Below are 21,587 nucleotides of genomic sequence, written 5' to 3' on the forward strand. Positions count from 1 at the left end.
GTTAGCCACGCACTAAAAAGAAGACGGCCGCCAGGGCGACGAGTAAGCCAGGCAGATAGAAATGCCAATTGGCGATTTCATTGAGCGGACGCGAGTGCCACGAACTTTCCACCGGCTCTTGAAGACGCGGCGCGCGGTGGGCTGGCTCGGGACGCGAGTATGGCTCGGCCGCAGGCGGTTCCTGAGCTGGCGGTTCGTCCGCTAGGGAAACAGGCTCGTACTCTTCCTGCTCATCTTCCCCCACGTCATCGGTGCAATTTTCCAAGGCTTGCCTGAAGGCGTTTTCCACACCTTGCAACAGTTCGACGCCATAGGCATCGATATAGGCGTGGGTATGCCGAAGGCTGGTTTTCAGCGTGTCATCGGTCATGTCGGTATATCCGCTGCCGTCAGGGTGCAGAGTTGTTCGCGGGTCGGGTTCGTGACGTGGGACAGGCGATTGGCATGCAGTTGCATGACTTTCTCGAAGAAGGTGCGCACCTCGCGGGCATTGCCGAAATGCTCGCCGCGCTTGTCCCAGATGGTCTTGATGGCTTGTGCGCTTTTGTTCAGGGCGTCGGCCTGCAACTTAAGCTCATGTTGGTCGCATAGCCGCAGGAAAATCTTCATCAGCTCGGGGCCGCTGTAGTCATCGAAATGGATATAGCGGGTGAAGCGCGATTGCAGTCCGGGGTTGACGCGGATGAACTCCTGCATCTCTTCGGTATAGCCCGCAACTATCACGATCAGGTCGTCGCGGTGATCCTCCATCATCTTTAGCAGGGTATCCACGGCTTCCTTGCCATAGTCTCCGCTGGAGCGGTCTACCACCAGCGAGTAGGCCTCATCGATAAACAGCACGCCACCCAGCGCGCTCTCGACCACCTCGCGTACTTGCACGGGAGTTTGCCCGAGGTACTGGGCGACCAGTTTTGAACGGTCGGTTTCCACTAGATGACCTTTGCGCAGCAGGCCGACATCCCGGTAGATGTCGGCCACCAGGCGGGCGACAGTGGTTTTGCCGGTGCCAGGGTTGCCGGTGAAAACCATATGCATGGAAGTGGGCGCGACAGGCAGGTCATTTTCACGGCGGTTAAGCATATAGCGGGCGAAGTTGCTGCTGTTGCGTACCTCGCGCTTGACGCTATCCAGACCGATCAGGCTTTCCAATTCACGTAGCGCTTCGCCGGGCACCTTCTGGCTTGCGGTTTCGGAAGCGGCTGGGGCGCTTGTGGACGTTGTCAGGCTGTCCAGCCGAAAGTGACGGCGGATCGGTGCCAGCACTTGCTCGGTTCGGTCTATGTCTTCCAGCGTCTTTTCGCCATCCCAGGCGGTAGCCGCTTGAATCAAGGTGTCCAGGCAGGGGTAGACCCCCTCGCAAAAGCCTGGCTGCAAGCGCTCGGCGATCAGCAGGAAGGCGGGCAGTACATTGGGGTCGAACGGTACGTTCTTCTGCCGCAAGGCCCGGTCGGCATCGTTCAGCTCGCTGACAGTAAGGTCGTTGGCCAGGATTTGATTGAGGAACTGCTTATGCACCCGACCGACCCGCTCATCACCCGTCATCACGTAGTCGAGCATGGGGAACAGCCAGCCAACGGTCAGTAGCGTCAACGAATGCGGCAGCCTGGGATTCGCCCGGGCAAAGCGTTCGTCGAGACCATTGCTGATCAGTTGGTCGAGCATATGCATCATGGCGATTTTGGCGTCGTTGAGATGCATGGTCAATTAGTGCCAGATAGTTCGTAAGCCTCTATTGCAGAGTCTATGAAGTTCTTTATAGCGCTGAATTCTTCAGTTTTATTGAGTTTTTTAGTGTCTATTTCAAGTGACTTTTGTGTTAGGTCTTCCGGGAGGTGGAACTCGTAAGTGCTTCCGTCTTTGTCCCAGGCGTCAAGGGCCGTAAGCTTTTTCATTGTTGCACGGAATTTTGTGGCGGCGCGGTAGGGGGCGCTGGCATGTATATATACAGAGAATGTTTTGTATTCTTTTTCCCAAAATATTTCTATTTTGCTGATTGTTGGATTGTTGGTTTCATGAGTCAGTGTTCTGCTGCCGCTTTCTCCATGGCGGCGAATAGCATATTGATTTTCGGGTTCATCAAGTTCACTGTAGGGATACCCAGAGTCTTTCATGTAGTTAATTATTTCTTGTGCAATAAGTCTGCAGTTATGCGTTACGCTATCTTCTCTGTTGCTTTTCTTTTTGTTTTGGGGTGGGAGGTCGGTGCTTGTGATGCTGACGGAGTTTAATACTTCGCCAAGTATTTGAAAACCTTCGTTTCCTTCGTTTCCTTCGTTATTGCTTTTAATTGCTTCATTCAAGGTGTTGATTATATCCAAAATGTCTTCTGATTTATTTTTTAAGTATTGATGTTTCCCTGTTAAGGTGATTAGCGCTTTTTGCCATTCTGTTTCTGCATTTTTTCCATAAAGACTGATTTGTTCATCACTTGTGCTTTTGTCAATGCCCCAAGACTTTGATACGGCGGCAACATCCCAATTTAGAAAGTCGGAGTCGGCTAATAGTGCTTTATGAATGTCGGGGAAGTTTATCTGGATGCATACGATGATAAATTGTATTTTGATAAACAATTTTTCGTAGTCATCAGGTTTTTTTTGAAAGGTGCCGTTTTTTTTCTCTATTTTTAGAGTTGTTTTGTTGTCTTCTGATTGCTTAATTATCCTTAGGAGCGACATTGTATTAACTACACGCTTGACGCTGCGGGGAACACCTTCAGTTGCTTTCAGAACTACTTTAGCTAGAATGTTTTGGTCGTGAGTGTCTATATCGATGCCGAGTGTGTTGAAGAATTCTTTTAATAGTGGGGTGATATTTTTTTTGTAGGCAGCTGTTGGCATTGAAAATGGAATCTGGATGATTTTATCAAAATATTGGCGAAATTCTCTTTCATTCTCATGGTTTTTTTCGCCGAATTTTTCTCGTAAGCCTTTTATTATCACGTCATAATCAACAGCTAATACGGAGACTAGGCCTGGAATGTCGAAGATATTTTTCAATACGTCAAGTATTTCAACTGCTGTGTGCGGTTGGATCCTGTCAAGGTCGTCGACGAAAATGACAAAGCGCTGGATGCTTGTTCTGTCTATAACTTCTTGGGTGGCTCCGCAGAGGCTTTCGCGTAATTTTTTTAGGGTTTGCGATGGTTTATATTGGTCTTCCTGTTGATTTTGTTGAGAATCGCCACCTTCAACTCCTGCATAGCTGCGAACAGCAATTTTAGCCGCTTGTATGGCGATACCGCCTATTATTTTTCCGGCCTTTTGTAGGTGAGAATCTTCATTTAGGATTTTTTTCTTTAATTCAGGATTAATGCCGTCATTGGATTTAATTTTATCCAGCATTTCACTGTGAACGCTTTCAAGTAGCGAGATCGCAATGTGGCCGCTTGCACCTGACGTGAACAGTGACTGCTGCCACGCGTTGACATTGATACAGATGCACTCCCCTGTGCTTTCCAACTCGCGTTGAAGCATATTGATCAAGCTGGTTTTCCCGCTGCCCCAACCTCCTTGGATACCAATGGTGATAGGCGCGTCGGCGATCTTGATAAACTCGACCAGCCCTTTGGCATACTGATTATTCTTGAGGGTGTCGTTATCGGCATTTAGCAGTGGCTGGTCACTGATGCAGCTTTTGATTATGGATTGTTGTTCGGACATTAAATACTCCTTGCAGATAGGGAAAATAAATAAAGGAAGGGCTGCATCTAGCCCAATTCAGGCCATGCGCACTCAATCAACTCTTCGGTAATGTTTTCCGGATAACGCTTGTACTTGGCCCGTTGCATCAGGCAGATGCAATCCATCAGAGGTTCACCATTGGTGCCGAGAGGCATTAATGGATTGAACTTAGACAGGGCGCTGGCAAAGGTCTCCAGCAACTCGTCTTGGTCGGCGGCATAACCTTCGAGGGTGAAGGCTATGGCTTCCATGATCGCCAGCTCGATCAGCAGGGAGGAGAGCCAGTCGACCGAATGCCGGTAGGCGAATACCCAGCGGGTTCGGTTGATCAGTAAGGGCGTCCAGAGGTTGGCGTCACGTGCACCGACCAGGCAACTGCTAATGATCACACCTTCGATCTTGCCGCCGTTCATCGCCACTTTCTCAAGAATGCTGCTGGCACGACCATTGGCGATGCTGGTTTCGCTGCCGTGAGCGCCTATGTAGAGAATCTGGCGTTTCTCGTGGGTTTTGGTCAGATCTAGAGACAGCGCTGCCTCGAACCCTCGGGTGTCATAGAAGGTCGAGTAGTAGATGTTGAAATGGTCATGCAGGCGTTCCAACCCCTGGAAAAAGGGTAGGGATGAGGCGCGGGTGGGGTTGTCTTTGGGCGTCCACCAGGGGGACTCAAGCAGCAAAAGTGCAAAATCATCAAGCATGATGTCCCTATCCATTTATTCCGTGCGGGAGGATTGATAGCACATTGCCTTTCTGGCGTCATTTATTCGTTGTGAATCAATCATTCACCGGGCGCTTCATGATTGAACCGTCGCGCTTGGCTCCCTCCTTTTCTGCAAGGTGTGCAGCCGCTCGATCACATAGCGCAAATGCACATGCAGCTCGTACAGCTCATTGGAGTAGGACAGCGGCACTTCGACCTTGGCCAGTTCGTCTTCCAGCTGTTCCAGGCGCTCGACTTCGGTGTCCAGGCGATCCGGCAGGGTGCCGGCATCGAGTTGCCGGTCGATCTCGCGCAGGTGCTTGTACCAGCGGTAGATGCGCGCGCGGATGCGCCAGCGATAGAGCGGGCCGACTGCCTTGAGCAGCGGGATCAGCACCACCAGCAGGGGAATCAGCAGGATGATGTAGCGGTCGGCCAATGAGGCGATGCGAAACGGCAGGTAGCGTTGCAGCAGCGGCGGGCCGTTCTTGTAGTAGTGCTCGGCGTCGCCGGACAGGGTGAAGGTCCGCGGTTCGGCGCTGGGGAAGGCGCCGGCCTTGTCCAGCAGGGTGCCGTGCTTCATCACCTCGCGGCTGGCTTCGAGGAACAGCGGCACCAGGCCGGGATGGAAACCCCGGTTGATCACCAGGGTGGCGACCGGCGAGAGGGTGATGGTGGTCTGTGGCGGGCTGTTCTGCGCCAGGTTGAGCAGTCCTTCGTCGATGGTTACGCGCTTGAGAAATGGCAGGCGCGCCTCGTAGGCGGCGGCGCGGCGAAAGTTGGCCAGGCTCAGTTCGGGGTTGGCAGCCAGCTGTTGCACTCGGGTGTTTTCCGCCGGGCCGACGAAGAAGGCGGCGTCCAGCTCGCCGGTGATCAACGCGCTGGCGGCCTTGTTGCCGCCCAGGCTCTGCCAGGTAGTGGGGTATTGCCCGGGATCGATCGCGTTGGCGTCGAGGATGGCCTCGGTTGCGGCTCGGGTGCCACTGCCTGCAGTGCCCAGGGCCAGGCGTAACGGCAGCAGGTCGGCGATACGATCGAGGCTGATGTCCCTGCGGTGGAACAGCCACAACGGTTCCTGATAGACCGCGCCCAGGCTGTGCAGGCGGGCATTGTCGGCGGCGTCGAGCTGGCGCTCCAGGCCGCTCTGCACCAGGGCGATCTCGACCTGGCTGTCTTCCGCCAGCAGCCGCTCGAGGTTGTCCCGCGAACCGGCGCTGGGCACCAGGGTCAGCTCGAAACCCTGCTTGGCCAGCTCCTGCTTGAGCTTCTCGGCAAAGATCCGGTAACCGCCGCCCTCGGCGCCGGTGGCCATGCGCGCGCTCATCGGCGGCGGCGGGGCGACGAAATAGAACACCGCACCAATCAAGGCGGCCAGCACCGGGACTATCCACAGGTTGGCCAGGAGCATGATCTTCAGGTCTTTGAGCACGCGGTGCATGGGGCTTCCTTTCGACATTCTTTGCCCAAGGATAGAGGCAGGCGGCGTGCGCGGTCACTTTTGCCGGCGAATAGACGAAGGGATTGGCTGCAGGCGCGAATGAATTCGCTCCTGCGGCCTGTTCAAATCGAAGGCGGTGTTTCGCCCAGCAAGCGACGCAAGCGCAAACTGCGCGCGCAATCGAGCAGCGCCAGCACGGCAAACAAGCCCAGGGCATACCAGGCGTCGCCGCCGAGCATGACCAGCACCAGGGCGCAGAGCAGCGTGCTGAGGCCGGCCAGCCAGCGCCAGACGCCGCGCAGCAAGACTGCGCCTGCGGCCATGCTCAGCAGGTAGATGACCACGAAGTTGCCGTTGGCGTAGCGGATCAGGTCGTCCACCGAGAGGTTGAGCAGGCCGGCCAGGCTGGCGCACAGGGCGCAGCTCAGCACCACCAGCAGCAGGGCGCGGGCGGGGACGCCGTGGTGGTTGCGCCGGGCCAGGAGAGCCGGCAGTTTGCCTTCGTCGGCCAGGCTCCAGATCAGCCGGGCGAAACCCTGGATATACACGTTCATCGAAGCGAAGCAGGCCAGGTAGCCGACCAGCGCGATCAGCCAGCGCGCGCGTTCGCCCAGCAACAGGTCGAACAGGCGCGGTAGCGAGGCGGCGTCGCTGTGCACATTACCGTAAGCCTGAAAACTCAGCACCGCCACCGAACAGGCCCAGTACACCAGGCCGGCGAGCAGTACGCCGAACAGCAGGGCCAGGGGGAAGTCGCGCGCGGGATTCTTGAACTCTTCGCCCATGTGGGTGAAGGCCTCGATGCCGACGAAGCACCAGAACATCACCCCCAGCGCGGCGGGCAGCAGGTGCCAGGAGCCCGCGATGGGCGGCAGCAGCGGCTGGCTGCTCAGGGGCAAGTCGCCGACCCACCAGATCAGCGCGACGCTGCCGACGATGGCCACGGCGATCAGGCCCTGCACCAGCCCCGAGGCCTTGGCCGGACGCTGGCCGAGCAGCAGGATGGCGCCGAGGGTGGCGAGCTGGATGGCCAGCACCTGGTTGCGACTCAAGTCGACCACGGCCTGCCAGAAGCCGCTGGCGATGTTCAGCGCCGCCGGCAAACCGACCGGCAACACGGCGAGGAACAGCAGGGCGCTGAGGCGCTCCATGCGCGGGCCGAAGGCACGGCCGATCAGGTGCGGCGCACCACCGGCATGGGGGTAGTGACGACCCAGTTGGGCGAAGGTGAAGGCGATCGGCAGGACCAGGGCGATGAGGATCATCCAGGCCCACAACGAGGCCTCGCCCGCCGCGGTGGCGGCCAGCGCCGGGACGACGAAAATCCCGGTGCCGAGCAGCGAGGTGCTCAGCAGGCCGATGCCTTGCAGCAGGCCCAGTTCTTGGTTCAGGCGGCTCATGTTGTATGCTCTGCTGTTTCGTTCGCCATGATAATCCGCCCGCCTGCCGCAGGATGCTGGCGAAGCGTCGGCTTTGTCCGACGAACTGGCGGAATTGACCGGCACATTGCCTTTATCCGAGAGCCCAAGTGGACAAGTTCGATCAGCAGATTCTCGCCCTGTTGCGCGCCGATGCGCGTATCCCCGTCAGCCGAGTCGCCCGCGAGGTCAACCTGTCGCGTTCGGCGGTGAGCGAGCGGATTCGCCAGCTGGAGCAGCGCGGCATCATCAGCGGCTACCACGCCCAGGTCGCTCCCCCGGCCGATGCCGGGATCAAGGCCTACCTGGAGTTGTTCTACCAGGGCGGGCGCTGCGAGAACTACGTCGAGCGCATGCGCAGCTTCAGCGAGGTGCGTCGCTGCAGCGGTATCAGCGGCGAGACCGACATGCTGGTGTATATAGAGGCGCCCTCGATGCAGCGCTTCAGCGAGATCCGCGGGGAGATCGAAAACTACCCCGGCATGCAGAAGGTCAAGACCCATATGGTGGTCAAGGATTGGGCATTTTGAGCCGAGCCGACGACGCCTTGCCGGTTTTGCCCCCGCGACTCTTTCACAACCCCTCAGCCTGGTAGTCACCGCCCATGCGCATCCTCCACACCTCCGACTGGCACCTCGGCCAGCACTTCATGGGCAAGACCCGCCAGGCCGAACACCAGGCCTTCTGCGTCTGGCTGATCGAGCAGGTACGCGTGCATGAGGTCGATGCGCTGCTGATCGCCGGCGATGTGTTCGACACCGGTGCGCCGCCCAGCTATGCCCGCGAGCAGTACAACCGCTTTATCGTCGAGCTGCGCGGCAGCGGTTGCGAGCTGGTGGTGCTCGGCGGCAACCACGATTCGGTGGCCATGCTCGGCGAGAGCAAGACCCTGCTGGCGCAACTGGATACCCGGGTGATCCCTGGCGTCTGCGCGGATCTGCGCGAGCAGCTGCTGGTACTCAAACAACGCGATGGCAGGCCCGGCGCGTTGCTCTGCGGCATTCCCTTTATCCGTCCGCGCGACGTGTTGCAGAGCCAGGCCGGACAGAGTGCGCAGGACAAGCAGCTGTCGCTGCAGCAGGCGATCCAGCAGCACTACCAGGCGCTGTATGCCCTGGCGCTCGGCATGCGCGCCGAGCTGGGCGGCGAGCTGCCGATCATCGCCACGGGGCATCTGACCACGGTCGGCGCCAGCGCCAGCGAGTCGGTGCGCGAGATCTACGTCGGCAGCCTGGAGGCCTTCCCCACCAGCGCCTTCCCGCCGGCCGCCTATATCGCCCTGGGCCATATCCACCGGCCGCAGAAGGTCGGCGGCCTGGAACATATCCGCTACTGCGGCTCGCCGATCCCCTTGAGTTTCGACGAGGCCAGGCAGCAGAAGGAGGTGCTGCTGGTCGAGCTGGATGGCAGCGGCTTGCGCAGCGTTACCGCCCTGGAGGTGCCGCGTTTCCAGCCGTTGCTGTCCGTGCGCGGCTCGCTCAAGGAACTGCAGCAGGCGATTGCCGAGGCGGCGCAGCAGGGCAGCAGCGAGACCCCGGTGTGGCTGGAAGTGCAGGTGAGCAGCGATGACTACCTGAGCGACCTGCAGCAACGCATCGCCGTGCTGTGCGAGGGCCTGCCGGTCGAGGTGCTGCGCATCCGCCGCGAGCGCGGCAACGCCGTGGCCACGTTACAGGGCCAGGCCCGGGAAACCCTGGACGAGTTGAGCGTGGAGGAGGTATTCGCCCAGCGCCTGAGCAGCGAAACCCTGGACGAGGCGCAGCAGGCACCCTTGCTTGCCTTGTACCGCCAGGTGGTCGGCGACCTGCGCGAGGGCGAGGCATGAAGATCCTCAGCCTGCGCCTGAAGAACCTCAATTCGCTGAAGGGCGAATGGAAGATCGACTTCACCGCCGAGCCGTTCAAGGACAACGGCCTGTTCGCCATCACCGGGCCGACGGGCGCCGGCAAGACCACCCTGCTCGATGCCATCTGCCTGGCCCTGTACCACCGCACGCCGCGCATGAGCAGCGTATCGGCGAGCGCCAACGAACTGATGACCCGGCACACCGGCGATTGCCTGGCCGAGGTCGAATTCGAGGTCAAGGGCGCGCGCTACCGCGCGTTCTGGAGCCAGCGCCGCGCCCGTGACAAGGCAGGCGGTGCGCTGCAGGCGCCCAAGGTGGAACTGGCGGCGGCCGATGGCTCGATTCTCACCGACAAGATCAACGAGAAGCTGCGCGAGACCGAGCGCCTCACCGGCCTGGACTTCGAGCGCTTCACCAAGTCCATGCTGCTGGCCCAGGGCGGTTTCGCCGCCTTCCTCGAGGCGGGTGCCAACCAGCGCGCCGAGCTGCTGGAAGAGCTGACCGGCACCGATATCTACGGGCAGATTTCCCAGCGGGTGTTCGAGCAGACCCGCGAGGTCAAGGTCGCCCTCGACCAGCTGCGCGCCCGCGCCGCAGGCGTCGAGCTGTTGAGCGAGGAACAACGTAGCGAACTGCAGGGCGAAGCCGAACGCCTGGGCACCGCAGACAGCTGCCTGCATGCCGAGCAGGCCGAACTGCAGCGCCAGCGCCAATGGCGCGACGAGTTGGCCAAGGCGCACAGCCAGCAGCAAGGCGCCGCCGTCGCCGAGCTGCGCGCGCAAGAGCAATTGCAGGCTGCCCAGGTGCAGTTGGCGCAACTGGCCGCCAGCGAACCGGCCGCCAGGTTGCAGCCGGTCCATCGCGCTTGGCAGCAGGCGCAGCAGGCCGTGCGCCAGAGCGAGCAGGTATTGCAGCAGACCCGGACCGAGCAGCAGCAGGCCGCGCAACGCATCGCCGAATGCCTGTGGCAGGCCCGCCAGTTCAGTCAGCAACTGCTCGGCGAGCGGCAGCAGGCGCGCGACCACCTGGCCGCGCAGCGCCAGCAACTGGAGACCCGCCTGGCCGAGCAGGCGCAACACGGCCGGCTCGGTGAGCAACTGGGCGCCTGGCGCAGCCAGTTCGCGGCGCGCCAGCAGTTGGCCGTGGACATCGACCAGCTCGGTAGCCGGCAACAGCAGACCGAGCAGGCCGCACAAGCGCTCAAGACCCAGCTGGCCGAACAGGCCGCGCAGCTAAGTGGCGAGCAAGCGCGCTTGCTCGAGGCGCAGCGGGCGGAAGGCGAGCAGCAGCGGCAACTCGATGGCCTGCTGGCCGGGCGCAGCGAGGCCGCCCTGCGCGAGCGCTGGCAACTGCTGCATCGCCACAGCGGCCTGCTGGCCCAGCTCAAGCAGCTGGCCGCCAGTCGCCAGCAACTGGCCGAACAGCAGGTGCAACTGGACGCCAAGTTGAGCGAGTTGCATGGCCAGCACGCTGCCAAGGATGCCGAGGTGACAGCCCTGCGCGCGCGCTATAAGGAGCTGCAACAGCAGGTGCGCGACCAGGAAAAACTGCTGGAGCAGGAGCAGCGCATCCAGGCCCTGGAAACCTACCGCGCCCAGTTGCAGGAGGGTGAAGCCTGCCCGCTGTGCGGCTCCCACCAGCACCCGGCGATTGCCGCCTACCAGGCGCTGGACGTCAGCGCCACCCAGCAGACCCTGCTGGCGAAGAAGGCCGAGCTGGAAGCCCTGAGCGGCAGCGGTCAGCGCCTGGCCAGCGAACTGGCGACCCTGACCAGCCAGCTCGAACAGCATCGGCAGCAGCTGCAACGCAGTCGCCAGGAACAGACGGAGCAGGGCGAACGCTGGCAACAATTGACCGAACAGCTCGGCAGCGCGCTGGCCGATACGGCCGCCCTGGCCGAGCACGAGCGACAGCTGACGGCCGAGCTGGACAGCATCCAGCGCAGCCTGGATCAGCTCGATCGCCTGAAAGCCGCTTACGAAGGCGCGCGCACCACGCGCCAGCAGCTCGAACAGCGCTGCGCCGCCATGCAGCAACAGCAGGCTCTGGCCAGCCAGCAGCTGCAGCATCAGGACAGCCAACTGGCGGACATCGCCAGCCGCCTCGAGCAGCTGCAGCGCCAGCGCAGCGAACGCGACAGCAGCCTGAGCGAGGAACTGGCCGCATTCGGCTACAGCCTGCCGGGCGACGGCGCCGCCTGGCTGCATGAGCGCGAAGTCGAGTGGCAGGGCTGGCAGCAGGCGCAACAGCAGCATCAGCAACTGCAGGACCAGCAGCGTGAACTGGAACACGCCCTCGGCGTTGCCCGCGAACTGCAGGGCGCCTGGCGGCAGCGCTGGGCAGCATTGCAGCAGGCCGAACCGCCGCCACTGGCGGCGGTCGCCGATGCGCTGGCCACCCTGCAGCAAACCGAGGCGCAGCTAAGCCAGGAGCACAGCCGGCAGCAGCAATTGCACGGCAGCCAACAGACCCAGGCGCAGCGGCTGAGCGAGGATCAGCACGACCTGCAGGCCAAAGCGCAGCAGTGGGCGGCCGCCCTGGCCGACAGCCCGTTCGGCGACGAGGGCGCCTTCCAGGCCGCGCTGCTCGACGAGCCGCAGCGCGCTGCGCTGATCCAGCTCAAGGAGCGTCTGGATAAATCCCTGGCCGAGGCCCAGGCGCTGAAAGCCGCCGCCGACCAGCAGTTGGCCGCCTTGCAGGCCAATCCGGCCAGCGAACTCGAGCGCGAGCAGCTCGAAGAGCGCCTGCAGCTGCTTGGCGCCGAGCTGAAGACCCTGAGCCAACGCCAGGGCGAAATCCGCGCGCAACTGCAGGGCGACGAGGCGCGGCGGCAGAATCTGCACAGCCTGTTCGCCGAGATTGCCGCCCAGCAAGTCGCGTACGACCTCTGGCAGCAACTCAACAGCCTGATCGGCTCGGCCGACGGCGCCAAGTACCGCAAGTTCGCCCAGGGCCTGACCCTCGATCACCTGGTCTACCTGGCCAACCAGCAACTCGAGCGCCTGCACGGCCGCTACCAGTTGGCCCGGCGCGGCAGCGGCGAACTGGAGCTGGAAGTGATCGACACCTGGCAGGCCGATGTCGCCCGCGACACCAAGACCCTGTCCGGCGGCGAAAGCTTCCTGGTCAGCCTGGCCCTGGCCCTGGCCCTGTCCGATCTGGTCAGCCACAAGACCAGCATCGACTCGCTGTTTCTCGACGAAGGCTTCGGCACCCTCGATGGCGAAACCCTGGAAATCGCCCTGGATGCCCTCGACAGCCTGAATGCCAGCGGCAAGATGATCGGCGTGATCAGCCATGTGGAAGCGATGAAGGAGCGGATTCCGGTGCAACTGAAAGTGCACAAGGGCGTGGGCATGGGCTACAGCGGGCTAGACAGGCGCTTTGCCGTGCCCGCTCGGGGCGATTGATTTACGGCAACATGACGGGGCCATGGTTCTGCCTATACTTGCCGCATCTCGGGAAGGCGGTGCCCGGCTACCCAAGGCAGGCAACCTCGTTACGCTTATGGAGCATTGCGCATTGGCCAAGGCATTTTTCTGTTTGGTCCTGGGTTGTCTGCTTTCAGGCGTGCTGCCAACTGCGGCCGCCTCTGCCGATGGCTCGGAGTTGAAGCTGTGCTACGAGGACCAGGATTCCTACCCCTGGGTGCTGAGAGACGGTTCCGGCCTCAATCTGCAGTTGCTCGGTCTGGTCGAGCAGGCCCAGGCACTGAGTTTCGAGTTCGTCCCGGTGCCCTGGAGCCGCTGTCTCGCCGGCCTGGAACGGGGGGCTTACGACGGCGCCTTCGCCTCCAGTTACAAGGCCGAGCGCCTGGCCATCGGCCGCTACCCGGCGGATGCCGATGGCCGTCTGGATGAGCGCAAGCGCCTGCATACCTCCAGCTATGCCCTGTACCGGCGCAAGGGCAGCCAGGTGGACTGGGACGGCAAGGCGTTCCGTCAGCTCGATGGCCGCATCGGCTCGCTGAGTGGTTTCTCCATCGTCGACTTCATTCATGCGCATGGCGCCGAAGTGGATGAAACCAGCCGCGATCCCCTGGCACTCCTGCAGATGCTCAGGCGTGGTCGGGTGCCGGCGGCGGCCCTGCAAAGCCTGCGCGCCGATTTTCTCCTGCAGGCCCATCCGCAGTTGGCGGCAACAATCGAGAAGGTCAAGTTGCCGCTCGAGGAGAAGGCCTATTACCTGATGCTGTCGAATGCCTACGTCGGCGCACACCCGGCGATGGCCGAGGCCATCTGGACCGAAATAGGGCGCCAGCGTGAGTCGCCGGAGTATCAGGTGCTGATGCAGGCTTTTCTGGCCCGGCCCGAACCCTGAGGCCGACGCGTCAGCAGTGCCGAGCACATGCAGGGATTGCCCGTCGGTAAACCTGTGTCCATCCACGTCATTCAACCCGGGATCGCCAGTGATCGTCGTATTTCTAGTGAACACCCTGATCGTCATAACCGCGGTCATCATCCACTACGAGTTCCTGTATCGGCTGACCCTGCTGCTGCCGCGCATTCAGGTGCGCCATCGCTTTCGTATCGTGCTGGGGGTCGGTGGCGCTCTGCTGGGCCATGCGGTCGAGGTGTGGATATTCGCCATCGCCTACTACCTGATGCACCGTGCCGATGGTTGGGGCTACCTGGAAGGCAACTTCAACGGCAGCTTGATGGACGCTGTGTATTTTTCCTTCACGATCTTCACCACCCTCGGCTTCGGCGACATCCAGCCGCACGGTGAACTGCGTTTTCTCACCGGTATCGAATCACTCACCGGGCTGGTGCTGATCACCTGGAGCGCGTCATTTCTCTTCGTCGAAATGCAGCGGTTCTGGAATACCCGATAGCGTGGCGTGTCGCCGCGCGGTCATCTTTGCCGGGCAACTTGCCCGTTGGTAACCGCTGACGGGCTGGTACATGTCGAGCACGGCTGCCGTGCAATGCTTCGGCTCAGCGGCGTCCTGTCGGCGCTGCAAGCCGGTGCGGGCGGCCAATCAGGCGGGGCGCGGCTGTCATTGCCCGGTTGCATCTTCTACGCTTTGCTCAAACCAACAGGGGTGGATAAACCATGTCTTTATTGGCCAATCAACTGGGTCGGGTGCTTTCGCTGCTGGCGCTCTGGGGTGTGCTGGGTGCTGCCCAGGCGCAACCGACCGTGGTGGTCGCCTCCAAGATCGATACCGAGGGTGCGGTGCTCGGGCAGTTGATCTTTCAGGCACTCAAGCGTGGCGGGGTGCCGGTCGAGGATCGCACCCAGCTCGGCGCCACCAACATTGTGCGCAGTGCCCTGATCGCCGGTGAGGTCGGCATCTACCCGGAGTACACCGGCAATGGCGCATTCTTTTTCGACAGCGCCGACAGCAGCCTGTGGAAAGACGCCGAGCAGGGCTACGCCAAGGTCAAGCAACTGGATCTCGCCGCCAATCAACTGGTCTGGCTGCAGCCGGCCAACGCCAACAACACCTGGGCCATGAGTGTGCGCGGCGACCTGGCGCGCGCCCATGGCCTGCAGACGCTGGACGATCTGGCCCGCTACCTGGCCGGCGGCGGCGCCTTCAAGTTCGCCGCCAGCGCCGAGTTCGTCGAGTCGCCGACGGCGCTCCCGGCTTTCCAGCAGGCCTACGGTTTCACCCTGACGTCCGAGCAGTTGTTGATTCTGGCCGGCGGCAATACCGCGACGACCATCCGCGCCGCATCCTTGCAGACCAACGGGGTCAACGCGGCCATGACCTACGGCACCGATGGCGGCCTCAGCGCCCTCGACCTGCTGGTGTTGGAAGACACCCGCGGCGTGCAGCCGGTCTATCAGCCGGCGCCGGTGGTGCGCGCGGATGTGCTCGAGGCCTATCCGCAGATCGCCGGGATTCTTCAGCCGATCTTCGCCGCCCTGGATCTGCAGACCCTGCAGCGCCTCAATGGCGAGGTGGCGGTGCAGGGCGCGGAGCCGGCGCAAGTAGCGGCGGCGTTCCTCGACAGCCTGGGCCAATGATGCCGGCATGAGCCTGCCACTGCGGAGCAATAGGGTCATCCCGCTGCTGGCGCTGCTGGCGCTGGCACTGCTGTGGTGCCTGGATTTCGTCAGCATCCAGCCCAACCGCATCGCTCCGGGTAGTGGCCTGGGACTGCTGGCCGCTCTGGGGCCGGTGTGGGCGCTGCTGCTCACGGGGTTGCTGCTGGCCTGCGGGTTGCTGGCGTTGTGGTCGCCGCGTCCGACCTACGGGCCGATCCTGGCGCTCGTGTGGCTGCTGTTGCTGCAATTACCCGCGAGTCTGGCCTGGAGCATCGAGCGCCACATAGGCGCGGACCTGCCCTACGCGCGGGTCGGCATTGGCGCCGGTTGCTGGAGCCTGCTGTTCCTCCTCGGCTTGCTGCTGATCGAGCTGCAGCAGCGCCTGGGTCTTTCGCGCGTCTGGCTGCTCGGCAGCGCCGTCGTTCTGGCCCTGCTGCTGGGCTGGCTGGCCGGGCAGGGCTGGCTGGAGCCGCTGGCGTTGCTGCGCGAGTACCAGTCGCGCCGCAGCCAGTTCGCCGCTGCCCTGTCCAGTCACCTGGCTCTGGTGGGCGCGGCGGTGGGCGCGAGCCTGCTGTTCGGCGGCGCCATCGCCCTGTTGCTGCAGCGTTATCCGCGGGCGCACAAGGGCAGCATCGGCCTGCTGAGTTTTATCCAGACCATCCCCAGTCTGGCGCTGTTTGGCCTGCTGATCGCGCCGCTGAGTTACCTGTCGGCGCAGTTCCCCGCGCTGCAGCAGCTGAATATCCGCGGTATCGGCTGGGCGCCGGCGCTGCTCGCCCTGATCGCCTACAGCCTGTTGCCGATCGTGCGCAATACCTGCGTCGCCCTGCAGGAGGTCGAGGCCGGCGTGATCGAGTCCGCCCGCGGCATGGGCATGAGCCCGGCCCAGGTGTTCCTCCAGGTGCGCCTGCCGCTGGCCATGCCGTTGATCATCGAGGGCGTGCGGGTCACCAGCATCCAGGCGATCGGCCTGACCGCGGTGGCGGCGCTGATCGGCGCGGGCGGCTTCGGCACCTTTATCTTCCAGGGCCTGGGCCAGTCGGCGATGGACCTGATCATCCTCGGTGCCTTGCCCATCATCGTCCTGGCGCTGCTGGCGGACGGTCTGTTCAGCCTGTTGGGCGAAGGTTTTTCCAGCGGAGCGAGGCGATGATCGAGCTGCGCAACGTCAGCAAGCTGTTCGGTCAGACTCGGGCGGTGGACGCCATCTCCCTGAGCGTGCAAACCGGCGAGCTGTGCGTGCTGATCGGCACCTCGGGCTGCGGCAAGTCGACCACCCTGCGCATGATCAACCGCCTGATCGCACACTCGGCCGGCAGCATTCGCATCGATGGCCGCGACATCGAGCAGATCGACCCGCAGCAACTGCGCCGCGGTATCGGCTACGCGATCCAGAACACCGGCCTGTTTCCGCACTGGACGGTGGCGCGCAACATCGCCGTGGTGCCCCGTCTGCTCGGCTGGCCGGCCGCGCGCATCCGCCGGCGGGTCGAGGAACTGCTGCACTTGCTCGACCTGGCGCCGGCCGAGTTCGCCGCCAAGTACCCCAGCCAGCTGTCGGGCGGCCAGGCCCAGCGGGTCGGCGTGGCTCGCGCCCTGGCCGGCGACCCGGACATCCTGCTGATGGACGAACCCTTCGGCGCGCTCGACCCGATCACCCGCGAGAGCCTGCAGAACGAGCTGTTGCGCATCCAGGCGCAGCTGCGCAAGACCATCGTCTTCGTCACCCACGACATGGACGAGGCGCTCAAGTTGGCCAACCGCATCGTGGTGATGGACAAGGGCCGGATCGTCCAACAGGACAGCCCCCAGGCGCTGCTGGCCAAACCGGCCAATGCCTTCGTCGAGAACCTGCTCGGCGGCCAGGAACGCGGCCTCAAGCAGGCTGGGCTGCTGCGCGTCGCTACCCTGATGCAGGTGCTGACCACGGCCGCCGCGCCGCTCGCCGGGCCCAGGATCAAGGCCACGGACAACCTGCGTCAGGCGCTGTCGCTGATGCTCTGGCACCGCTGCAGCAGCCTGCCGGTGGTCGATGAGCAGGGCCGGCAGGTCGGCGTGTTGCGCTTGGACGCGCTGCTGGATCGGCCCCGGTGAGCAGGCGCGCGCTGTTGCGCAGCGACGCCTGGCAGCCGCTGCTGTGGCTGGCCCTGCTGCTGACGGCGGCGTTGGGGCTGGGCGAGCTGGACGGGCTGTTTCGCCTGCTCGAGCCGGACAGCCGCACGGTGATCTATGGCCGCGCCGCCTTTATCGACCTGCTCGGCAGCCATCTGTTGCTGGTGGCGCTAGCGGCCTGCGTCTCCAGCCTGGTCGGGGTGGGCGCGGCGATCATGGTGACCCGGCGCTGGGGCGAGGACTTTTTGCCGCTGGTCAGCCAGGTCGCCTCGATCGGCCAGACCATACCGCCGGTGGCGGTACTGGCCCTGGCGGTGCCGGCGCTCGGCTTCGGCAACGGGCCGACCCTGTTCGCCCTGATCCTCTATGGCCTGCTGCCGATCCTGCGCAACAGCCTGGCGGGCCTGCGCAGCATCGATCCGGCGGTGCTGGAGGCGGCGCGCGGCATGGGCATGGCGCCGTTGCAGGTGCTCTGCCAGGTGGAGTTGCCGCTGGCCCTGAACGTCATCCTGGCCGGCATCCGCACCTCGCTGACCATCAACATCGCCACCGCGGCCATCGGCTCCACCATCGGCGCCAGCACCCTGGGCGACCCGGTGATCTCGGGGCTGGTCACCGGCAACACGGCCTTCATCCTGCAGGGCGCGATCCTGATCGGCCTGCTGGCCGTGGCGGTCGACAGCCTGTTCGAGCAGCTGCAACGGCGCGCGCCGGGAACCGGCCAGGCAAAGTGAATGGGTAGCCCGGATGCAATCCGGGGAAATCAAGCGCCAGCAACCGCAAGCAGGAGGGGGGATGCTGGCGCAGCAGCGCACCTTTGGCCAAGTATTTTTATCGCCCGCCGCCTTGCCCGGCTTCTCCCGGCGCAGTGCTGCAGTTAGAGTGCTGCGGCGCCACGCGCGCTCGATCAGGCGCGTGAGGGCGCTAACGCTTGATGGGTGAGGGCAGCATGGCGCTAACGTCATGGGGGGTGCTGGGGCTGTTCGTCATGACCTACCTGGGCATGGCTGCCGGGGGAATTCCGGGTTTGCGCGTCGACCGCAGCTGGATCGCCGGCTGTGCGACGGTGCTGCTGCTGTTCTGCGGGCTCCAGTCGCCAGGCGAGGCGGCCGCTCATCTGGATGCCGGGGCGTTGTTGCTGCTGTTGGCGCTGATGCTGATTTCCGCGCAGTTCGATTTTTCCGGGGTCTATGCCTGGCTCAACGCCCAGCTCAGCCACTATGGGCAACGCCCGGCCCTGTTGCTGGGCGGCGTGGTGCTGCTCGGTGGCCTGCTCTCGGCGCTGTTGGTCAACGACATAGTCGCCTTCGCCCTGACCCCGCTGCTGTGCCACAGCCTGTTGGCCCGCGGCCTCGATCCGCGACCCTTTCTCCTGGCCCTGGCGTTGTCCTGCAACGCCGGCTCCTCGGCCAGCCTGATCGGCAACCCGCAGAACATCCTGATCGGCCAGGCCGGCGGCCTGGATTTCTGGTCGTTCACTTTTATCGCGGGGCCGCCGGCGTTGGCCGCGTTGGCGATCACCTACGGGGTGATCTGGTTGCAATGGCGCAGGCGTTGGGGCGTGCCGCAGGCGTTGCCGGCCGAGGAGACCCCGGTCGAACGCCGCTTTGATGGCGCGCACGGCTGTGGCGCGCACAGCTATCTCAAGCCGCTATTGGCGACGCTGGTGTTGCTAGGGCTGTTTTCCACACAGATCCCCCGCGAGTTGTCCGCTTTGCTGATCGCCGCCCTGCTGATGATTTCGCGGCGGGTCGACAGCCGCGATTACGTGCACAAGGTCGATCTCAATCTGCTGCTGCTGTTCGCCGGATTGTTCGTGGTGACCGGTGCCGCCCTCGGCCTGCCGGAGGTGGCCGCGCTAGCCGCGACGCTGCGCGAGTACGGGCTGGTGCCCGAGGGCGTAATGGGGCTGGCGACGGCCTCGCTGCTGGCCAGCAACCTGATCGGCAATGTGCCCTTCGTGGTGTTGCTGCTGGGGCTGTTGCCGGACGCACCGCAGCCGCTGCTGGTCGGCCTGGCGCTGATGTCGACCCTGGCCGGCAACCTGCTGCTGATCGGTAGTGTGGTCAATCTGATAGTCGCCGAAAGCGCGCGGCGTCAGGGCGTGGCGCTGAGTTTCGTCGACTTCGCCCGCAGCGGTTTCCCGGTGACCCTGTTGAGCATGGGCGCCGCCGGGCTGTGGCTGGGCCTGGGCGGGTGGTTGCCCTGGTAGGTGCGGTTGGGGTGGCACTGGCCAAACTGCGAGCAATACCGGCTGGGTAGCGCACGGCGAAGCCCGGTCAGGCGTGCAAGGTATTTCTACCCGGCGCCGAGTCGAGCGTCACTTCTTCTTGCGGTTACGCTGGCGGGATTTCGCCTGCTGCTTGCGCTTGACCTTCTTCGTCTTGCCGGCGGCGGCTTTGCGCAGCGTGGGCGCCGACGCTCCGGGGGTGGGCAGACCGTAGCCGTAGTAATTGGGTCTTGGGGTCAGGCGCCGTTCCAGCAAGCCCAGCTCGATCTGCACATCCTCCCAGTCGCCCATTACGGTCATATCGACCGCATCGGCGGCAAAGGCTTGTTCCATCAAGGGCGCGGCCTCGACCGCCGCAAGGGTGCACAGCTCGCCGATCAGCAGGGCATTGATGTCGGTGTCCTGCTCGGTAAAGCGGGTCAGTTGCTCGCTGAGAATGGCGACGCAACGATCGCGGTTTGCGGGGAAGGCCCGGGCGATCGCGGTCAGGGAACTCACGGCAGCGAAACGCGCCCAGGTATCGTTGTCGTAGTCTTCGAGATAGGTGGTGAGCGGCGCAATCGCGGCCGCTCCGATCCGTCCGAGGATCGCCGGCAGTTCTTCCGCCACCCAGTCGTCCGTTTCGGCATGGTGGAGCTCGCCGATCAGGGTGTCGACAGCGGCCTCCGCCCGCAGCTCGCCGAGGGCGCGCCAGGCGTGCACGCTTGCATAGACCTGGAGGTCGTCGGCTTCGTCGTCATAGAGAGTGGCGGCCTGGGCCAGGCGGCAGAGTTCCGGCACATCGGCTTCGCTCAGACCGAGTTGCCGGTAGGACATCCCGTCCTGCTCAATCAGCGGGTCGCCCAGCGTCAGGAGTTGGGCAACCGGTGGGCGGTAGTCGCTGAGCGGCATGGGACATCTCCTGCGTATGAAAGTCGAAAGGGGCGCATGGTAGCGCGAGGGGCGGTGGCTTGCCATGAAGCGACATCCGCATGCCTCGGGGCATTTGCGGCTTGCTAGCCCGGATGCAATCCGGGGGAGCGGTTCTATAAGGGCCAGATTTCCCCGGATTTTATCCGGGCTACGTTATGGCGATCCGATCGGTCGCGGCAGGCTTTATTTCCAGCGTGCTTGCCGCCAGTCCTGCTGCTGTTGCGGGCTGAGGAAGGTCCAGGCGACGAAGCGGCTCTGCTTCTGGCCTTGGGCCATTTCCACGGTGCGTACTTCCAGCGCGCCGGCTTTTTTCAGTGCGGCGTAGACGCCGGGCAGGTTGCTGGCCTTGGAGATCAGGCTGCTGAACCAGAGCACCTGCTGGCTGACCTCGACGCTTTCGGCGATCAGACGGGTGACGAAGGCCGCCTCGCCGCCCTGGCACCACAACTCCGCGGCCTGGCCGCCGAAATTCAGCAGCGGCAGTTTGCGCCTGGGGTCTAGCTTGCCCAGGTTGCGCCACTTGCGCTTGCTGCCGCTGCTGGCCTCTTCCGCGCTGGCGTGGAAGGGTGGGTTGCACAGCGTCAGGTCGAAGCGCTCATCGCCCTGCAACAATCCCTGGAAGATATGCACGGGATTCTGTTGCTGGCGCAGTTCGATGGTGCCGGCCAGCCCGGGGTTCGCTTGCACTATGGTTTTGGCCGCAGCGATAGCGCTGGCCGCGATATCCGCGCCGAGAAACTGCCAGCCGTACTCGCGGTTGCCCAGCAGCGGGTAGATGCAGTTGGCTCCCACGCCAATATCCAGGGCGCGCACCTGGGCGCCGCGCGGGATCTCGCCGCCATTGCCGCTGGCCAGCAGGTCGGCCAGGTAATGCAGGTAATCGGCGCGCCCCGGAATCGGCGGGCACAGGTAGTCCGGCGGAATATCCCAATGCTCGATGCCGTAGAACTGCCTGAGCAGCGCCCGATTGAACACCTTGACCGCCGCCGGGTTGGCGAAGTCGATGCTCTCCTTGCCGTACGGGTTGAGGATCACAAAGGCCGCCAACTCCGGGCTGGCCTTGATCAACGCGGGGAAGTCGTAGCGACCCTGGTGGCGGTTGCGCGGGTGCAACTGGCCTTTGGCGGCGTCGGGCTTGCCTGCAGCAGGTTTGCTAGGCGCAGGGCGCGGCGCGGCGGGTTTACGACTGGGGCGTTTCGGCGGCAAGGACATGGCGGGCGTATCGCAGACTCGGGGCGCGGCATTTTCCCACAG

18 protein-coding genes are annotated in these 21,587 nt (G+C 63.3%); 10 read left to right on the top strand and 8 right to left on the bottom strand.

Translation table 11 applies throughout. The annotated features are described in order from the left end of the window. Position 1: 1 nt before the first annotated feature. The 6 genes from BM315_RS17670 to yjeH form a co-directional block, all read right to left on the bottom strand. Positions 2 to 370 carry a hypothetical protein gene (locus BM315_RS17670; protein WP_090503498.1) on the bottom strand — a complete coding sequence of 123 codons (369 nt, stop codon included), beginning with the start codon at positions 368 to 370 and terminating at the stop codon, positions 2 to 4. Then, positions 367 to 1,698, bottom strand: coding sequence for an AAA family ATPase (locus BM315_RS17675; RefSeq protein ID WP_090503501.1), 1,332 nt, complete (start codon positions 1,696 to 1,698; stop codon positions 367 to 369). Before BM315_RS17675 ends, BM315_RS17670 begins: the two co-directional genes overlap by 4 nt. Before the next feature lie 2 nt (positions 1,699 to 1,700). Beyond that, entirely contained in the window at positions 1,701 to 3,659 is a 1,959-nt protein-coding gene (locus BM315_RS17680) for a KAP family P-loop NTPase fold protein (protein WP_090503504.1), read from the bottom strand. Positions 3,660 to 3,706: 47 nt separating this feature from the next. Then, the gene (locus BM315_RS17685) at positions 3,707 to 4,378 is read right to left on the bottom strand and encodes a hypothetical protein (RefSeq protein WP_141123970.1); all 672 of its coding nucleotides are present in this window, start codon (positions 4,376 to 4,378) and stop codon (positions 3,707 to 3,709) included. A 96-nt stretch (positions 4,379 to 4,474) separates the two neighbouring features. Continuing rightward, positions 4,475 to 5,818, bottom strand: a complete 1,344-nt coding sequence (locus BM315_RS17690; protein ID WP_090503509.1) for a TAXI family TRAP transporter solute-binding subunit — start codon at positions 5,816 to 5,818, stop codon at positions 4,475 to 4,477. Between the two features lie 122 nt (positions 5,819 to 5,940). Continuing rightward, positions 5,941 to 7,218, bottom strand: coding sequence for an L-methionine/branched-chain amino acid transporter (yjeH, locus tag BM315_RS17695; RefSeq protein ID WP_090503511.1), 1,278 nt, complete (start codon positions 7,216 to 7,218; stop codon positions 5,941 to 5,943). A gap of 128 nt (positions 7,219 to 7,346) precedes the next feature. On the opposite strand from yjeH, the gene BM315_RS17700 reads away from it, so the two are divergent. From BM315_RS17700 to BM315_RS17745, 10 genes are all read left to right on the top strand, one after another. Continuing rightward, the gene (locus BM315_RS17700; protein WP_090503514.1) at positions 7,347 to 7,766 is read left to right on the top strand and encodes an Lrp/AsnC family transcriptional regulator; all 420 of its coding nucleotides are present in this window, start codon (positions 7,347 to 7,349) and stop codon (positions 7,764 to 7,766) included. Between the two features lie 74 nt (positions 7,767 to 7,840). Then, positions 7,841 to 9,061 carry an exonuclease subunit SbcD gene (sbcD, locus tag BM315_RS17705; protein ID WP_090503517.1) on the top strand — a complete coding sequence of 407 codons (1,221 nt, stop codon included), beginning with the start codon at positions 7,841 to 7,843 and terminating at the stop codon, positions 9,059 to 9,061. Next, positions 9,058 to 12,492: an SbcC/MukB-like Walker B domain-containing protein gene (locus tag BM315_RS17710; RefSeq protein ID WP_090503520.1), complete on the top strand. Its 3,435-nt coding sequence runs from the start codon at positions 9,058 to 9,060 to the stop codon at positions 12,490 to 12,492. Before sbcD ends, BM315_RS17710 begins: the two co-directional genes overlap by 4 nt. Positions 12,493 to 12,604: 112 nt before the next feature. After that, complete coding sequence (locus BM315_RS17715) at positions 12,605 to 13,402, top strand: substrate-binding periplasmic protein (RefSeq protein WP_170862247.1); 798 nt, start codon at positions 12,605 to 12,607, stop codon at positions 13,400 to 13,402. 88 nt (positions 13,403 to 13,490) lie between these two features. Further along, positions 13,491 to 13,916 (top strand): potassium channel family protein, encoded by a 426-nt coding sequence (locus tag BM315_RS17720; protein WP_090503525.1) that lies wholly within the window; start codon positions 13,491 to 13,493, stop codon positions 13,914 to 13,916. A gap of 221 nt (positions 13,917 to 14,137) precedes the next feature. Continuing rightward, positions 14,138 to 15,058: a glycine betaine ABC transporter substrate-binding protein OsmF gene (gene osmF, locus BM315_RS17725; protein ID WP_090503527.1), complete on the top strand. Its 921-nt coding sequence runs from the start codon at positions 14,138 to 14,140 to the stop codon at positions 15,056 to 15,058. A 7-nt stretch (positions 15,059 to 15,065) separates the two neighbouring features. Next, positions 15,066 to 16,232 (top strand): ABC transporter permease, encoded by a 1,167-nt coding sequence (locus BM315_RS17730; RefSeq protein WP_090503529.1) that lies wholly within the window; start codon positions 15,066 to 15,068, stop codon positions 16,230 to 16,232. Continuing rightward, positions 16,229 to 17,173, top strand: a complete 945-nt coding sequence (locus BM315_RS17735) for an ABC transporter ATP-binding protein (protein ID WP_090503532.1) — start codon at positions 16,229 to 16,231, stop codon at positions 17,171 to 17,173. The genes BM315_RS17730 and BM315_RS17735 overlap by 4 nt, the downstream gene beginning before the upstream one ends. Beyond that, positions 17,170 to 17,925: an ABC transporter permease gene (locus BM315_RS17740; protein WP_244527324.1), complete on the top strand. Its 756-nt coding sequence runs from the start codon at positions 17,170 to 17,172 to the stop codon at positions 17,923 to 17,925. Before BM315_RS17735 ends, BM315_RS17740 begins: the two co-directional genes overlap by 4 nt. Positions 17,926 to 18,140: 215 nt before the next feature. Continuing rightward, positions 18,141 to 19,403 carry an SLC13 family permease gene (locus BM315_RS17745; protein WP_090503567.1) on the top strand — a complete coding sequence of 421 codons (1,263 nt, stop codon included), beginning with the start codon at positions 18,141 to 18,143 and terminating at the stop codon, positions 19,401 to 19,403. Between the two features lie 108 nt (positions 19,404 to 19,511). On the opposite strand, the gene BM315_RS17750 is transcribed toward BM315_RS17745, so the two are convergent. Then, complete coding sequence (locus tag BM315_RS17750) at positions 19,512 to 20,312, bottom strand: DUF1186 domain-containing protein (protein ID WP_170862248.1); 801 nt, start codon at positions 20,310 to 20,312, stop codon at positions 19,512 to 19,514. 204 nt (positions 20,313 to 20,516) lie between these two features. Beyond that, a complete protein-coding gene (rlmF, locus tag BM315_RS17755; protein ID WP_090503537.1) occupies positions 20,517 to 21,545 on the bottom strand; it encodes a 23S rRNA (adenine(1618)-N(6))-methyltransferase RlmF in 1,029 nt (342 codons plus the stop codon). Positions 21,546 to 21,587 lie beyond the last annotated feature (42 nt).

The sequence above is a fragment of the Pseudomonas borbori genome, assembly GCF_900115555.1.
Lineage (GTDB): Bacteria > Pseudomonadota > Gammaproteobacteria > Pseudomonadales > Pseudomonadaceae > Aquipseudomonas > Aquipseudomonas borbori.

What these genes read in the sequence shown, in the direction of transcription:
- BM315_RS17670 (WP_090503498.1), bottom strand. Translation starts at nt 370, where the DNA reads ATGACCGATGACACGCTGAAAACCAGCCTTCGGCATACCCACGCCTAT.
- BM315_RS17675 (WP_090503501.1), bottom strand. Translation starts at nt 1,698, where the DNA reads ATGCATCTCAACGACGCCAAAATCGCCATGATGCATATGCTCGACCAA.
- BM315_RS17680 (WP_090503504.1), bottom strand. Translation starts at nt 3,659, where the DNA reads ATGTCCGAACAACAATCCATAATCAAAAGCTGCATCAGTGACCAGCCA.
- BM315_RS17685 (WP_141123970.1), bottom strand. Translation starts at nt 4,378, where the DNA reads ATGCTTGATGATTTTGCACTTTTGCTGCTTGAGTCCCCCTGGTGGACG.
- BM315_RS17690 (WP_090503509.1), bottom strand. Translation starts at nt 5,818, where the DNA reads ATGCACCGCGTGCTCAAAGACCTGAAGATCATGCTCCTGGCCAACCTG.
- yjeH (WP_090503511.1), bottom strand. Translation starts at nt 7,218, where the DNA reads ATGAGCCGCCTGAACCAAGAACTGGGCCTGCTGCAAGGCATCGGCCTG.
- sbcD (WP_090503517.1), top strand. Translation starts at nt 7,841, where the DNA reads ATGCGCATCCTCCACACCTCCGACTGGCACCTCGGCCAGCACTTCATG.
- BM315_RS17710 (WP_090503520.1), top strand. Translation starts at nt 9,058, where the DNA reads ATGAAGATCCTCAGCCTGCGCCTGAAGAACCTCAATTCGCTGAAGGGC.
- osmF (WP_090503527.1), top strand. Translation starts at nt 14,138, where the DNA reads ATGTCTTTATTGGCCAATCAACTGGGTCGGGTGCTTTCGCTGCTGGCG.
- BM315_RS17730 (WP_090503529.1), top strand. Translation starts at nt 15,066, where the DNA reads ATGAGCCTGCCACTGCGGAGCAATAGGGTCATCCCGCTGCTGGCGCTG.
- BM315_RS17735 (WP_090503532.1), top strand. Translation starts at nt 16,229, where the DNA reads ATGATCGAGCTGCGCAACGTCAGCAAGCTGTTCGGTCAGACTCGGGCG.
- BM315_RS17745 (WP_090503567.1), top strand. Translation starts at nt 18,141, where the DNA reads ATGGCGCTAACGTCATGGGGGGTGCTGGGGCTGTTCGTCATGACCTAC.
- BM315_RS17750 (WP_170862248.1), bottom strand. Translation starts at nt 20,312, where the DNA reads ATGCCGCTCAGCGACTACCGCCCACCGGTTGCCCAACTCCTGACGCTG.
- rlmF (WP_090503537.1), bottom strand. Translation starts at nt 21,545, where the DNA reads ATGTCCTTGCCGCCGAAACGCCCCAGTCGTAAACCCGCCGCGCCGCGC.